The 12,619-nt window shown below is 61.5% G+C and carries 14 protein-coding genes; 1 reads left to right on the top strand and 13 read right to left on the bottom strand.

Features of this window, described 5'->3' with window-relative positions:
* Nucleotides 1-63: 63 nt before the first annotated feature.
* Nucleotides 64-798 (bottom strand): fumarate/nitrate reduction transcriptional regulator Fnr, encoded by a 735-nt coding sequence (gene fnr / locus CLM72_RS20075; protein ID WP_005790290.1) that lies wholly within the window; start codon nt 796-798, stop codon nt 64-66.
* A 152-nt stretch (nt 799-950) separates the two neighbouring features.
* Between fnr and CLM72_RS20070 the strand changes: the two genes are divergently transcribed.
* Nucleotides 951-1,418 carry a FlxA-like family protein gene (locus tag CLM72_RS20070; protein ID WP_105227743.1) on the top strand — a complete coding sequence of 156 codons (468 nt, stop codon included), beginning with the start codon at nt 951-953 and terminating at the stop codon, nt 1,416-1,418.
* Here CLM72_RS20070 and hemN read toward each other — a convergent pair whose 3' ends face one another.
* The 12 genes from hemN to ccoN all read right to left on the bottom strand — a co-directional run bounded on the left by hemN (nt 1,419) and on the right by ccoN (nt 12,588).
* Nucleotides 1,419-2,801: an oxygen-independent coproporphyrinogen III oxidase gene (gene hemN / locus CLM72_RS20065; RefSeq protein WP_105227741.1), complete on the bottom strand. Its 1,383-nt coding sequence runs from the start codon at nt 2,799-2,801 to the stop codon at nt 1,419-1,421.
* Between the two features lie 103 nt (nt 2,802-2,904).
* Nucleotides 2,905-3,588, bottom strand: a complete 684-nt coding sequence (locus tag CLM72_RS20060) for a sulfite exporter TauE/SafE family protein (RefSeq protein ID WP_105227739.1) — start codon at nt 3,586-3,588, stop codon at nt 2,905-2,907.
* A complete protein-coding gene (gene ccoS / locus CLM72_RS20055; protein ID WP_014719448.1) occupies nt 3,581-3,793 on the bottom strand; it encodes a cbb3-type cytochrome oxidase assembly protein CcoS in 213 nt (70 codons plus the stop codon). Before ccoS ends, CLM72_RS20060 begins: the two co-directional genes overlap by 8 nt.
* Before the next feature lie 22 nt (nt 3,794-3,815).
* Entirely contained in the window at nt 3,816-6,260 is a 2,445-nt protein-coding gene (locus tag CLM72_RS20050) for a heavy metal translocating P-type ATPase (protein ID WP_105227737.1), read from the bottom strand.
* 115 nt (nt 6,261-6,375) lie between these two features.
* On the bottom strand, nt 6,376-6,915 hold the full coding sequence (locus CLM72_RS20045; RefSeq protein ID WP_105227735.1) for a FixH family protein: 540 nt from the start codon (nt 6,913-6,915) through the stop codon (nt 6,376-6,378).
* Nucleotides 6,916-6,929: 14 nt separating this feature from the next.
* Entirely contained in the window at nt 6,930-8,333 is a 1,404-nt protein-coding gene (gene ccoG, locus CLM72_RS20040; RefSeq protein ID WP_034128398.1) for a cytochrome c oxidase accessory protein CcoG, read from the bottom strand.
* 207 nt (nt 8,334-8,540) lie between these two features.
* Nucleotides 8,541-8,951 (bottom strand): type II toxin-antitoxin system VapC family toxin, encoded by a 411-nt coding sequence (locus CLM72_RS20035; protein WP_034128399.1) that lies wholly within the window; start codon nt 8,949-8,951, stop codon nt 8,541-8,543.
* The gene (locus CLM72_RS20030; RefSeq protein WP_105227733.1) at nt 8,951-9,205 is read right to left on the bottom strand and encodes a type II toxin-antitoxin system Phd/YefM family antitoxin; all 255 of its coding nucleotides are present in this window, start codon (nt 9,203-9,205) and stop codon (nt 8,951-8,953) included. Before CLM72_RS20030 ends, CLM72_RS20035 begins: the two co-directional genes overlap by 1 nt.
* Before the next feature lie 167 nt (nt 9,206-9,372).
* On the bottom strand, nt 9,373-10,350 hold the full coding sequence (ccoP, locus tag CLM72_RS20025; RefSeq protein ID WP_014719444.1) for a cytochrome-c oxidase, cbb3-type subunit III: 978 nt from the start codon (nt 10,348-10,350) through the stop codon (nt 9,373-9,375).
* The gene (locus CLM72_RS20020; protein ID WP_005790274.1) at nt 10,347-10,532 is read right to left on the bottom strand and encodes a CcoQ/FixQ family Cbb3-type cytochrome c oxidase assembly chaperone; all 186 of its coding nucleotides are present in this window, start codon (nt 10,530-10,532) and stop codon (nt 10,347-10,349) included. Before CLM72_RS20020 ends, ccoP begins: the two co-directional genes overlap by 4 nt.
* 5 nt (nt 10,533-10,537) lie before the next feature.
* On the bottom strand, nt 10,538-11,146 hold the full coding sequence (gene ccoO / locus CLM72_RS20015) for a cytochrome-c oxidase, cbb3-type subunit II (RefSeq protein ID WP_003193167.1): 609 nt from the start codon (nt 11,144-11,146) through the stop codon (nt 10,538-10,540).
* A complete protein-coding gene (ccoN, locus tag CLM72_RS20010) occupies nt 11,146-12,588 on the bottom strand; it encodes a cytochrome-c oxidase, cbb3-type subunit I (protein WP_014719443.1) in 1,443 nt (480 codons plus the stop codon). The genes ccoO and ccoN overlap by 1 nt, the downstream gene beginning before the upstream one ends.
* Nucleotides 12,589-12,619: the final 31 nt, after the last annotated feature.

Here is a 12,619-nt window from a genome sequence, read left to right as displayed (position 1 = left end):
AGAGCGGAAAACGGACTCGAAGTATACCTGCGGCCTCGCCGATTGGCGCGGCCGCAGCCTGGATCAGACCTCCAACGAACCGCCAGCCAATGCACACAGCTGGATCGGGTCGAGGATATGCACTTCTTTACCCTCGGCGGCAATCAACTGGTTCTGCTGGAAACGGGTAAACACGCGGGACACAGTCTCCACTGCCAGGCCCAGGTAATTACCGATCTCATTGCGCGACATGCTCAGGCGGAACTGGTTGGCCGAGAACCCACGGGCGCGAAAGCGCGCCGACAGGTTGACCAGGAACGTGGCGATGCGCTCGTCGGCGGTTTTCTTCGACAGCAGCAGCATCATTTGCTGGTCGTCACGAATTTCGCGGCTCATCACGCGCATCAACTGGCGGCGCAATTGCGGCAGTTGCAGGGCCAGTTCATCCAGGCGCTCGAAAGGAATTTCGCACACCGATGTGGTTTCCAGGGCCTGGGCCGACACCGGATGAATCTCGGTGTCCATCCCCGACAGCCCGACCAACTCACTGGGCAGGTGAAAACCGGTGATTTGCTCTTCGCCGCCGTCGCTGAGGCTGAAGGTCTTCAATGCGCCCGAGCGTACTGCATAGACGGAATCAAACTTGTCGCCCTGGCGAAACAGAAACTCGCCTTTTTTCAGTGGGCGGCCGCGTTTGACGATGTCGTCCAGCGCATCCATGTCTTCCAGATTCAACGAAAGTGGCAGGCAGAGGGGGGCCAGGCTGCAATCCTTGCAATGGGCCTGGCTGTGAGCGCGCAGTTTGACTGGCTCGGACATTTCTTAAATCCTTGTGGGAAAACACACATAAGACGTAAGGGTAACGCACTGGGGGGCAGCGAAGCCAGCGTGTACAGAAAACCTGCACAGGTATAAAGATTTGTTGCTTGAGGTCGATACAAAGAGCACATCTCTTAGACGGAGCTCGGATCATGTCTGTTATAGCGGCCTACAACCCGGCTATTCGCATCCCTGTTGTGCCTGACGCGAAGCCGGTTACTGCGCTCGAGGACGAAGATCCCACCCTTGAAAAGTCCGCTGAAACCAAGGTCGTGGAAGGTGTGACAGTGACTATTTCCGCTGCGGCATTCAAAGCTGCAGGCGTTGAGCAGCGCAGCAATGCGGACATCGATGACAGTGGCCTGGAAGATAGCGTCAAACAGGTATTGAAAATGATCCGCCAACTGAAGCAGCAGATCGCCGAAAAACAGGCCGAACTGGCGGCGGTGGCCGCAGACAATACTCTTTCCCCTGAAGAGGCGCGTGCCAAGGCCAGCGCGCTGCAGACCGAGATCGGTTCGCTGCAGGCTGGCCTGATGTCGGCTCAGACGTCGCTGGCCAAGGCGATGAAAGGCATGAGTGCCGAGGATTCGATGAAAGCTGCCTCCCTGGCGATGTAATCAAATCACCCGCGAAAACCGTTGCCTGTTCTGGTGCTCCAGGTAGGCATCGAACACCATGCACACCGAGCGCACCAGCAAGCGCCCGGCCGGCAACACGCGAATGCCCTGGGCGTCCAGTTCGATCAAGCCATCATCGGCCATTGTCTGCAATTGCGGCCATAACTCGGCAAAATAGCCGCGAAAATCGATGTTGTACGCCTGTTCGACCCCCTCGAATGCCAGGCTGAAATTGCAGATCAACTGCTGGATCACGTCCCGTCGCAATCGGTCGTCCGTAGTGCAGACCAGGCCGCGGCTGGTCGCCAGTTGCGCGCCCGCCAAGGCATTCTGGTACTGGTTCAGGTCACTGCTGTTCTGGCAATACAAGTCGCCGATCTGGCTGATCGCCGACACCCCCAGCCCAATCAGGTCGCAATGCCCGTGGGTGGTGTAACCCTGGAAGTTGCGCTGCAGCTTGCCTTCTTCCTGGGCCACCGCCAGTTCGTCGTCCGGCAGCGCAAAGTGGTCCATGCCGATGTAGCGGTAACCGGCCTGGGTCAGCTGTTCGATGGTGGTTTGCAGCATCAGCAGTTTTTCTGCCGGCGAGGGCAGGTCGTCGGTGTTGATCCGCCGCTGGGGCATGAAGCGTTCCGGCAGGTGCGCGTAGTTGAACACCGACAGGCGGTCAGGCTGCAAGCGGATAACTTCCTCCACGGTGCGCGCAAAGTTCAACGGCGACTGCTTGGGCAGGCCGTAGATCAGGTCGATATTGATCGAGCGAAATTGCAAGGTGCGCGCTGCATCGATCACGGCGCGGGTTTCCTCCAGGCTTTGCAGGCGGTTGACCGCCCGTTGCACGTCGGGGTCGAGGTCTTGCAGGCCGATGCTCACGCGGTTGAAGCCCAGTTCGCGTAGCAGGCCCATGGTGGCCCAGTCGGCTTCGCGCGGGTCGATTTCGATGCCGTAGTCGCCCGAGTCATCATCCAGCAAATTGAAATGCTGGCGCAGGCGTGTCATCACCTGGCGCAGTTCATCGTGGCTGAGAAACGTTGGCGTACCGCCGCCGAAATGCAGTTGCTCAACGGGTTGCTGCGGGTCGAGGTGGCAGGCCACCAATTGGATCTCCTGCTCCAGGCGCTGCAGGTAGGCCTGGGCGCGCCCCCGGTCCTTGGTGATCACCTTGTTGCAGGCGCAGTAGTAGCAAATGTTGGCGCAGAAGGGTACATGCACGTACAGCGACAGTGGCCGCACGGCCTTGCGGCTGTCACGCAGGGCGTGGAGCAGGTCGAAGGTGCCGACCTGGCTGTCAAATTGTACGGCGGTGGGGTAGGACGTGTAGCGCGGCCCCGCCAAGTCGTAGCGGTGAATCAGATCTGTGTCCCAACGAATGGCGTCGAGCATGCGGGCGGTCCCCCGGATTGGCTAGTGGGCCGAGTCTAGGGGCAGGGCGGTGCAGGCATCTTGATTTGCATCAACGGGGAGCGGCGCTATGCCACAGGGCCTGTTAATGCCCCATTAGCCAGTGCTGATGAGGGCCGGGCAAGGTCCAGAGGCCGAAGATCATCACCAGCACCCCACCGGTCACCCGCACGCTGCGCTTGCGCAATAACGCCGTCACCCGTTCGGCGGCCAGCCCGGTGGCCAGCAGCACCGGCCAGGTGCCCAGCCCGAACGCCAGCATCAGCAAGGCGCTGTCCAGTGCATTGCCCTGGCTCGCCGCCCATAGCAGGGTGCTGTAGACGAGCCCGCACGGCAACCAGCCCCACAGCGCACCCAGCAACAAGGCGCGGGGCAGGCTGGACACCGGCAGCAAACGGTTGGCCACCGGCTGCAGATGCCGCCACAGGCCGCGCCCCAGGTTTTCGATACGGGTGAGGCCGCTCCACCAGCCGGCCAGGTACAGGCCCATGCAGACCAACAGCAGGCCGGCGAGCACACGTATGAACATCGCCGCCGGGCTGTTGGCCACCGCCCAGCCGGCCAGGCCGATCAATAAACCGGCGGTGGCATAGCTGAGGATGCGCCCCAGGTTGTACGCCAGCAGCAGGCGAAAACGGCGGCTGCGTTGTTCCTTGGGGATCGCCAGGGTCAGTGCGCCCATCAGCCCGCCGCACATGCCCAGGCAATGGCCACCACCGAGCAGTCCGAGGATCAGCGCCGAGACCAGCAAGGGCACCAGCTCAAGCATGAGGGGGCTCTTTGGGCGCTTGCTCGGGGTTGTTGGCTTCATCGATGGCGGCCAGGTGGTTCGGGTCCTGGTCGTCGAACAGCACGCTGTGGGCCGGGCCATCGAGGTCTTCGTACTGGCCGCTGTCCACGGCCCAGAAGAAGATGTAGATGGCCACGCCCACTAACAGCAGTGCCGCCGGAATCATTACATAGAGAGCTGGCATCTGTACTCCATGCCCACGCGGCTCAGGCCGGCAGCGGGCGGGTTGCTGGGGCGGTACCCGGGGCTTGCGCGCTCGGCAGGCGAGTCAGGCGCAACGCGTTGAGTACCACGGTCAACGAACTGAGGGACATGCCGATGGCCGCCCAGATCGGAGTGATCCAACCCAGGGCGGCGAACGGCAGCATAAGGCCATTGTACAACCCGGCCCACAACAGGTTCTCGATGATCACTCGGCGGGTGCGCCGCGCGAGGCTGAAGGCCTGCACCAGCGCATCCAGGCGGTTGGACAACAGCACCGCATCGGCGCTGGTTTTCGCCAGGTCGGTGGCCGAGCCCATCGCCACACTGATATCGGCAGCAGCCAACACCGGCACATCATTGACCCCATCGCCCAGCATCAGCACTTTGCGACCTTCCTTGTGCAGGTTTTGCAGTACCTGCAGCTTGTCGTCAGGGCGCAGGCTGCCGTGGGCTTCGTCGATACCCAGCTCAGAGGCGACACTGGCTACCATCGGCGAACTGTCGCCGGAGAGCAACAGCGTGCGCCAGCCCCGCGCCTTGCATGCAGCCAGCAAGGCGGGGGCGTCGCTGCGCAGACGGTCGTCGAGTACGAACCAGGCCAGCGCCCCGCTGCGGTCGCCCAGCAGCAGCCATTGCCCGGCTTCGTCCGGCGAGGCGGGAATCGCGCAGCCACTGAGTTCACAGACAAAACCCGGCTGGCCGATGCGCAACAGACGTTCTCCCACACGACCCTCCAGGCCCAGCCCTTGCGTGCTCAGCACTTCATCGGCGGCCAGCGGCGCACGGCCGAAGGCACGGGCAATCGGGTGTTCGGAGCGGTTCTCCAGGGCGGCGGCAAGGCCCAGGCATTGGTCGCTGTCCAGCGCGCCGAGGGGCCGGATGGCGCGCAACGCCAGGCGCCCTTCGGTGAGGGTGCCGGTCTTGTCGAAAATCACCGTATCAATCTGGTTCAGGCCCTCAAGCACATGGCCGCGGGTCAGCAGTAACCCGAGACTGTGCAAGGTGCCGGTGGCGGCGGTAAGGGCGGTGGGCGTGGCCAGCGACAGGGCGCACGGACAGGTCGCCACCAGCATCGCCAGCACAATCCAGAACGCCCGTGTGGGGTCCAGCTCCCACCACAGCAGGCCGATCAGTGCGGCGGCGATCAGCGAGCACAACAAGAACCACTGCGCAGCGCGGTCGGCGATCTGCGCCAGGCGCGGCTTCTCGGCCTGGGCGCGCTCCAGCAGGCGCACGATGGCGGACAGGCGCGTGTCATGCCCCAGGGCGCGTACTTGGACGGTCAGCGCGCCTTCGACATTCAGCGTGCCAGCCGTGACGCTGTCACCCGTGCGCCGAGGTTGCGGCAGGTACTCGCCGGTCAGCAGGGATTCATCGATGCTGGATTGGCCGTCGAGAATCACGCCATCCGCCGGCAGCACCGCGCCGGGATGCACCAGTACACGCTCACCCACTGCCAGTTCACTGAGCAGGATGCGTTCGCTCTGGCCGTCGTCCTTGAGGCGCAGGCAGGAGGCGGGCAACAGGTTGACCAGTTGGGCGGTGGCTGCGGCAGTACGCTCCCGGGCGCGGCGCTCAAGGTAGCGTCCGGCCAGCAGGAACAGGGCAAACATGCCCACGGCATCGAAATACAACTCGCCTACGCCAGTGATCGCCGTCCAGATGCCGGCCAGGTACGCGCCGCCAATCGCCAGGGACACCGACACGTCCATGGTCAGGTGGCGCGTGCGCAGGTCACGCAGGGCGCCTTTGAAGAAGGGCGCGCAGCTGTAGAACACGATGGGCGTGGTCAGAAACATCGCGACCCAGCGCAGGATGACGTGCAGTTCCGGGCTCAGGTCGATATTGAATTCCGGCCAAGTGGCCATGGTTGCCATCATGGCCTGGAACCACAGCAAGCCGGCGACCCCCAGTTGTCGCAGGGCCAGGCGATTCTCGCTGGCCAATTGTTCGGCGGCGCGGTCGGCCTGGTAAGGGTGGGCGGCGTAACCGATATGGCGCAGCTCGCTGAGCAGTTGGCTCAACGGCAATTGCCCATCGGCCCAGCGCACGTGCAGGCGGTGGTTGGACAGGTTCAATCGCGCTTCGGCCACGGCGGGCAGGCTGCGCAGGTGTTTCTCGATCAACCAGCCGCAGGCGGCGCAACTGATGCCTTCCATCAGCAGGGTGGTTTCGGCCAGGTCGCCTTGATGGCGGACAAAGGGTTTTTGCACATCGGGGCGGTCGTACAGCGCCAGCTCGTCCACCAACTGCACGGGCAGCGCCTCGGGGTTGGCCGAGGCTTCGCTGCGGTGTTGGTAATAGCTTTCCAGCCCGCCGGCCACTATCGCCTCGGCCACGGCCTGGCAGCCTGGGCAGCAGAGTTCGCGGCGTTCGCCGAGGATCTGGGCGGTGAACCGGCTTCCGGAGGGGACGGGTAGGGCGCAATGGTAGCAGGGGGTGGTCATGGTTCGAGGTCTTTGGTGGCTGGGAGGGCCTCTTCGCGGGCAAGCCCGCTCCCACAGGGGCACGCGGTGTCCTTGTGGAAGCGGGCTTGCTCGCGAAGCGCGGAGCGCAGGTTGTTTATTTTCTCAGGTCCTCGGCGCCCTGCAACGGTTCGTCACCCAGCAACAAATCCTTGTCATGGCTGACCTCTTCTTCTTCGAACAGGCGCCAGGTGTTGCCGCCTTCCACGCCAAGCAGTTCCACGAAACGGCGACCTTCGACCTTGTCGGTGACCTGGCCGATGTAGCGGCCGGGCTCGCTGTCGCTGCGGGTGAGGTTGATCTTGCGATCCTTCTCTGGCTGGGTCGGGGAGATCAGGTTCAGCTCCAGGGTATCTGGATTGCTGTAGCCAGTCAGTTGCAGCTCGACCTCGCCGGTCAGTTCGTCCAGGTGCAGCTTGCCGCGCAGTTGCAGGGTCTGGGCCAGGCGTTCGCGGTCCAGGGAACGGTTGATGCCTTTGCCGGCCTCGTAGTAGTTGTCGTTGACCAGATTGTCCGGGTTGTTCACTGCGATGGTCACCATGGACAAGGTCAGGGTCACCGAGCAGGCCAGAATCGCGATGATGATCCAGGGCCAGAGGTGCTTGTACCAAGGGCTGGCGGCAGTAGTTGCGGGCATGCGTATGTTCCCTGTTAACGGACTTGTGGGCCGATGAATCGGCTCTTGGCTTCAATATGGACGCTGGTGTCATCGGCGTCTTCGAGGATGAAGGTCACCTCGTTGGTGCTCGACGGCAACTGCTCCGGCGCACTCGACAACTCCACCGGCATGCTGACGATATCGCCGGCGGCCACTTTGATTTCGCGCCGGCCTTGCAGCTTGAGGTCCGGCAGGCCAGCGGCGTCGAGCACGTAGGTGTGATCGCGCTGGTCTTTGTTCATGATCTTCAGGCTGTAGACGTTTTCGATGCGCCCTTCGGCGTTCTCGCGATACAGCACGCGGTCTTTGCTGACGTCGAAACCCACCAGCGAGCGCATGAAGAAGGCGGCCACCAACAGGCTGATCATCGCCAGCAATACCAGGGCGTAACCGATCAGGCGCGGGCGCAGCTTATGGGTTTTCTGCCCCGAAAGGTTGTGTTCGGTGGTGTAGCTGATCAGGCCGCGTGGGTACTCCATCTTGTCCATGATGTTGTCGCAGGCATCGATACAGGCGGCGCAACCGATGCACTCGATTTGCAGCCCGTCGCGGATATCGATACCGGTAGGGCACACCTGCACGCACATCGTGCAGTCGATGCAGTCGCCCAGGCCCTGGGCCTTGTAGTCGGTACCCTTTTTACGTGGGCCACGCACTTCGCCACGGCGCGGGTCATAGGACACGATCAAGGTGTCCTTGTCGAACATCACGCTCTGGAAGCGCGCATAGGGGCACATGTAGATGCACACCTGCTCACGCAGCCAGCCGGCGTTGCCGTAGGTGGCGAGGGTGAAGAAACCCACCCAGAAATACGACCAGCCATCGGCCTGGCCAGTGAAAAAGTCGAACACCAGTTCGCGAATCGGCGAGAAGTAGCCGACGAAGGTGATGCCGGTGGCAAAGCCGATCAGCAGCCACAGGCTGTGCTTGCTGAACTTGCGCAGGAATTTGTTGGCGCTCATGGGCGCCTTGTCGAGCTTGATGCGTTGGTTGCGGTCGCCTTCGGTGACCTTTTCGCACCACATGAAGATCCACGTCCACACGCTTTGTGGGCAGGTATAGCCGCACCACACGCGCCCGGCGTATACGGTGATAAAGAACAGGCCAAATGCCGCGACAATGAGAATGCCCGATAGCAGGATGAAATCCTGGGGCCAGAACGTTGCGCCGAAAATAAAGAATTTACGCTCCGGCAGGTTCCACCACACTGCCTGGTGACCGCCCCAGTTCAGCCACACCGTGCCGAAGTACAACAGGAACAGAGCGGCACCGCCGACCATGCGCAAGTTGCGGAACAAGCCAGTGAAGGCGCGGGTGTAGATCTTCTCTCTCGAAGCGTAGAGGTCAACGGTCTTGGCAGGCGGGGTAACGTCATGTACCGGTATCTGGTCGCTCATCATTGCATCCCACGGCGGTGGAGATTTGCCTCGGCCAGTACGTGCCAGCCGGGGTCAAATTAAGGGTGTTGCAGTGGCCTAATGATACGCCCCCGATGGTGCGCAAAGGGTGCGACCTTTGGTCGCGTTGGGGGAAATCAATTGATGGTGTACGTGACCTGGATCAATTGACTTGGCAAGTATGGACGGTTTTTGTCGGTAAGCCGGTCATTCGTCCCATGGATTGATCAGTGCAACGCCGCTCGATTGGAAGTCGCTGATGTTGCGCGTGACGACGGTGAGCCCATGAACCAGCGCGGTAGCGGCAATCAATGAATCACTTTCGTTGGCTCGGTCGGGTACATGCAAGTGTGCGCAACGCAACGCGACTGCTGCATCGACGGGCAGGATTCTGGCATCAAAGGCGGGCATCACATGACGCTTGAGCCAGGCTCTCAACACCTTCCCCTGTGCCGGGTCTCGCCGCTCAATTCTCAGGACTCCGGTTTCCAATTCCTTCAGCGTGATCGCCGAAATAAACATACGTGGCGCCACCACACTTTTTGCCCACGCCACGACATTCGCATCAGCCTGAGGTTTACGCAGTTCAGAGATCACATTCGTGTCGAGTAAATACATCAAGAAAAGTCCACGGGGCGATGAATGATCACGGCACGTTCGATTTCGAAGTCGATATCGGCCGCTTCCGGCATCACCAAAAGATCAACGATGTCGGCGTTCAGACCTGTCAGCTTCTGGTAGTCCTCAATGCTTAGCAGTACATGGGCAGGCTTGCCGCGATCAGTGATAAAAACCGGCCCTTTGCGGGCGGCTTTTTTGGCACCACTTGTGTCTTGATTGAATTCGCGGCTGGAGATGGTCGTGATGGTCATGGGGTGGGTCCCCCTTCGCTGGACTTAATGTAGTTACGTTACTACCTTGCGAATGCGTGCGGCAAGGTTGAGGCTACGAACGGTAGATTTGGCTTTGGAAGGTTCGCAGTTGAAACAAAAAAGCCCCGCCAGCATTCGCTGCGCGGGGCTCCATTGTTTCAGAGGTCTTACTGCTCCTCAGCCTTCTTATCCCCATGAGACAAGCTATACACATACGCCGCCAGCAAATGCACCTTGTCATTGCCCTGCAACTGCTCCTGCGCCGGCATCTGGCCCTGGCGGCCGTAACGGATGGTCTGCTGCAGTTGCGCAAAGCTTGAGCCGTAGATGAACGCACCCGGATGCGTCAGGTCGGGTGCGCCCATGGCTGGGGTGCCTTTACCGGCCGGGCCGTGGCAGGCCACGCAGTTGGCGGCGAAGAGTTTTTCACCGTTGGCCACATCGGCCTTGGCGCCTTCCGGCAGTTTGCGGCCATCGAGCTGGGTCACCACAAAGCCTGCTACGTCAGCCACGCCTTGCTCGCCGATGACTTCGGCCCAGCCTGGCATCACCGCGTGGCGGCCCTTCATGATGGTTTCCTTGATGGTGTTGGGTTCGCCACCCCAGCGCCAGTCGGCGTCGGTCAGGTTGGGGAAACCGTAGGCGCCCTTGGCGTCGGAGCCGTGGCACACCGAGCAGTTGGAGGCAAACAAGCGGCCGCCCATCTTCAAGGCTTGTGGGTCCTTGGCGACTTCCTCAATCGGCATCGACGCGAATTTGGCGAAGATCGGCCCGAACTTGGCCTCCGACCTGGCCATTTCCTTTTCCCATTCGTGCACGCCGGTCCAGCCGGTCTGGCCGTTGGCGAAAGGGGTTTGCTTGTCGTTGTCGAGGTAGTTGTAGCCTGGTAGCAGGCCCTTCCAGTTGCCGAGGCCAGGGTAGAGCACCAGGTAACCAAGGGCGAAGACGATGGTGCCGACAAACAGCATGAACCACCACTTGGGCAGCGGGTTGTCGTACTCCTCGATGCCGTCGAACGAGTGGCCGACGGTCTCGTCCGTCTGTTCGGTGCGCTGGCCCTTGCGGGTCGACAGCAGCAGCCAGGTCAGGGCGAAGATGGTACCCAGACTGAGGACTGTGACGTACAGACTCCAGAACGTAGTCATTCTTTGTTACTCCTAGAAGCTTGCTCGACGTGCTTGATGGCTTCGGGATCATCTGCAAAGGGCAGCATGGTCGCGTCGTCAAACTCCGACTTGCGCCGCGGGCTGAACACCCACAACGCCAGGCCGACAAAGGCCACCATCACCACAACGGTGCCCAGGCCACGAATCATCCCGATATCCATGTAGGTCACCGTTTGCTTTTGATGATGGTGCCAAGGCCTTGCAGGTAGGCCACCAATGCGTCCATTTCGGTCTTGCCCTTCACGGCGGCGGCCGCACCGGCGATGTCTTCGTCGGTGTAGGGCACGCCCAGGGTGCGCAAGACTTCCATCTTCTTCGCGGTGTCCTTGCCGTCGAGCTTGTTTTCCACGAGGAACGGGTACGCCGGCATTTTCGACTCAGGCACGACGTTGCGCGGGTTGTACAGGTGCGCACGCTGCCAGTCATCGGAGTAACGCCCACCCACACGGGCCAGGTCCGGGCCGGTGCGTTTGGAGCCCCACAGGAACGGGTGGTCCCACACGCTTTCACCGGCGACCGAGTAGTGGCCGTAGCGTTCGGTTTCGGCGCGGAACGGGCGGATCATCTGCGAGTGGCAGCCCACGCAACCGTTGGCGATGTAGACGTCGCGGCCTTCCAGTTCGAGGGCGGTGCGCGGCTTCATGCCTTCGACCGGCTTGTTGGTCACGTCCTGGAAAAACAGCGGGACAATTTGGGTCAGGCCGCCGATGCTCACGGCGATGACCATGAAGAAGGCCAGCAGGCCGATGTTCTTCTCGACTACTTCATGCTTCATCAGTGAGCTCCCACAACGGCGATCTTGGCGGCGGCTTCGGCTTCTACAGGGTCGCTGGCACGCACGGTGCGCCAGACGTTGTAGGCCATCAACAGCATGCCGCTGGCAAAGAACGCACCGCCCAGGGCACGTACGATAAAGCCCGGGTGGCTGGCTTGCAGCGCTTCGACGAAGGAGTAGGTGAGGGTGCCGTCATCGTTGATCGCACGCCACATCAGGCCCTGGGTGATGCCGTTGACCCACATCGAGGCGATGTAGAGCACGGTGCCGATAGTGGCCAGCCAGAAGTGCGCGTTGATCAGCCCGACGCTGTGCATCTGCACGCGGCCGAACAGTTTGGGGATCATGTGGTACAGCGCGCCGATGGAGATCATCGCTACCCAGCCCAGCGCCCCGGCGTGTACATGGCCGATGGTCCAGTCGGTGTAGTGGGACAGCGAGTTGACGGTCTTGATCGCCATCATCGGACCTTCAAAGGTCGACATGCCGTAGAACGCCAGGGACACCACCAGAAACCGCAGGATCGGGTCGGTGCGCAGCTTATGCCAGGCGCCCGAGAGGGTCATCATGCCGTTGATCATGCCGCCCCAGCTTGGCGCCAGCAGGATGATCGACATCGCCATGCCCAGGGACTGTGCCCAATCCGGCAAGGCGGTGTAGTGCAAGTGGTGAGGGCCGGCCCAGATGTACAGGGTGATCAGCGCCCAGAAGTGCACGATGGACAGGCGATAAGAGTAGATCGGGCGCTCGGCCTGCTTGGGCACGAAGTAGTACATCATCCCCAGGAAACCGGTGGTGAGGAAGAAGCCTACGGCGTTGTGGCCATACCACCACTGGATCATCGCGTCCGTTGCGCCGGAATAGGCCGAATAGGACTTGAACAGGTTCACCGGCAGGGAGGCGTGGTTGACGATGTGCAGCATCGCCGTGACCACGATAAAGGCCCCGTAGAACCAGTTGCCCACGTAGATGTGCTTGGTCTTGCGCTTGACGATGGTGCCGAAGAACACCAGGCCGTAGGTCACCCACACGATGGCAAGCAAAATGGCGATCGGCCATTCCAGCTCGGCGTATTCCTTGGTGGTGGTGTAGCCCAGGGGCAGGCTGATGATGGCGCCGACGATGACCGCTTGCCAGCCCCAGAAGGTGAAGGCGGCGAGGCCATCGGAGATCAGTCGCGTCTGGCAGGTGCGCTGCACGACATAGTAGGAGGTGGCAAACAGTGCACATCCGCCGAAGGCGAAGATCACCAGGTTGGTGTGCAGTGGGCGCAGGCGGCCGAAAGTCGTCCAGGGCAGGTCGAAATTCAATTGCGGCCAGACCAGTTGCGAGGCGATGAACACCCCGAGCCCCATGCCAAGGATCCCCCAGACCACCGTCATGATGGCGAACTGGCGGACTACCTTATAGTTATAAGCAGTCGGACTGATTGCTGTGCTCATTCTAAGGTTCCACGGTTTAGGTTTTTTTATA

The organism is Pseudomonas sp. MYb193, assembly GCF_002966775.1.
GTDB lineage: Bacteria > Pseudomonadota > Gammaproteobacteria > Pseudomonadales > Pseudomonadaceae > Aquipseudomonas > Aquipseudomonas paracarnis.
This window is presented reverse-complemented; position numbering and strand designations above follow the sequence as displayed.

Bases quoted from the DNA above. Each gene is read 5' to 3' on its own strand.
- CLM72_RS20070 (WP_105227743.1), top strand. From the start codon at position 951: ATGTCTGTTATAGCGGCCTACAACCCGGCTATTCGCATCCCTGTTGTG.
- CLM72_RS20035 (WP_034128399.1), bottom strand. From the start codon at position 8,951: ATGTATTTACTCGACACGAATGTGATCTCTGAACTGCGTAAACCTCAG.
- ccoG (WP_034128398.1), bottom strand. From the start codon at position 8,333: ATGAGCGACCAGATACCGGTACATGACGTTACCCCGCCTGCCAAGACC.
- CLM72_RS20050 (WP_105227737.1), bottom strand. From the start codon at position 6,260: ATGACCACCCCCTGCTACCATTGCGCCCTACCCGTCCCCTCCGGAAGC.
- CLM72_RS20045 (WP_105227735.1), bottom strand. From the start codon at position 6,915: ATGCCCGCAACTACTGCCGCCAGCCCTTGGTACAAGCACCTCTGGCCC.
- CLM72_RS20030 (WP_105227733.1), bottom strand. From the start codon at position 9,205: ATGACCATCACGACCATCTCCAGCCGCGAATTCAATCAAGACACAAGT.
- hemN (WP_105227741.1), bottom strand. From the start codon at position 2,801: ATGCTCGACGCCATTCGTTGGGACACAGATCTGATTCACCGCTACGAC.
- ccoO (WP_003193167.1), bottom strand. From the start codon at position 11,146: ATGAAGCATGAAGTAGTCGAGAAGAACATCGGCCTGCTGGCCTTCTTC.
- ccoS (WP_014719448.1), bottom strand. From the start codon at position 3,793: ATGCCAGCTCTCTATGTAATGATTCCGGCGGCACTGCTGTTAGTGGGC.
- CLM72_RS20020 (WP_005790274.1), bottom strand. From the start codon at position 10,532: ATGGATATCGGGATGATTCGTGGCCTGGGCACCGTTGTGGTGATGGTG.
- CLM72_RS20060 (WP_105227739.1), bottom strand. From the start codon at position 3,588: ATGCTTGAGCTGGTGCCCTTGCTGGTCTCGGCGCTGATCCTCGGACTG.
- fnr (WP_005790290.1), bottom strand. From the start codon at position 798: ATGTCCGAGCCAGTCAAACTGCGCGCTCACAGCCAGGCCCATTGCAAG.
- ccoN (WP_014719443.1), bottom strand. From the start codon at position 12,588: ATGAGCACAGCAATCAGTCCGACTGCTTATAACTATAAGGTAGTCCGC.
- ccoP (WP_014719444.1), bottom strand. From the start codon at position 10,350: ATGACTACGTTCTGGAGTCTGTACGTCACAGTCCTCAGTCTGGGTACC.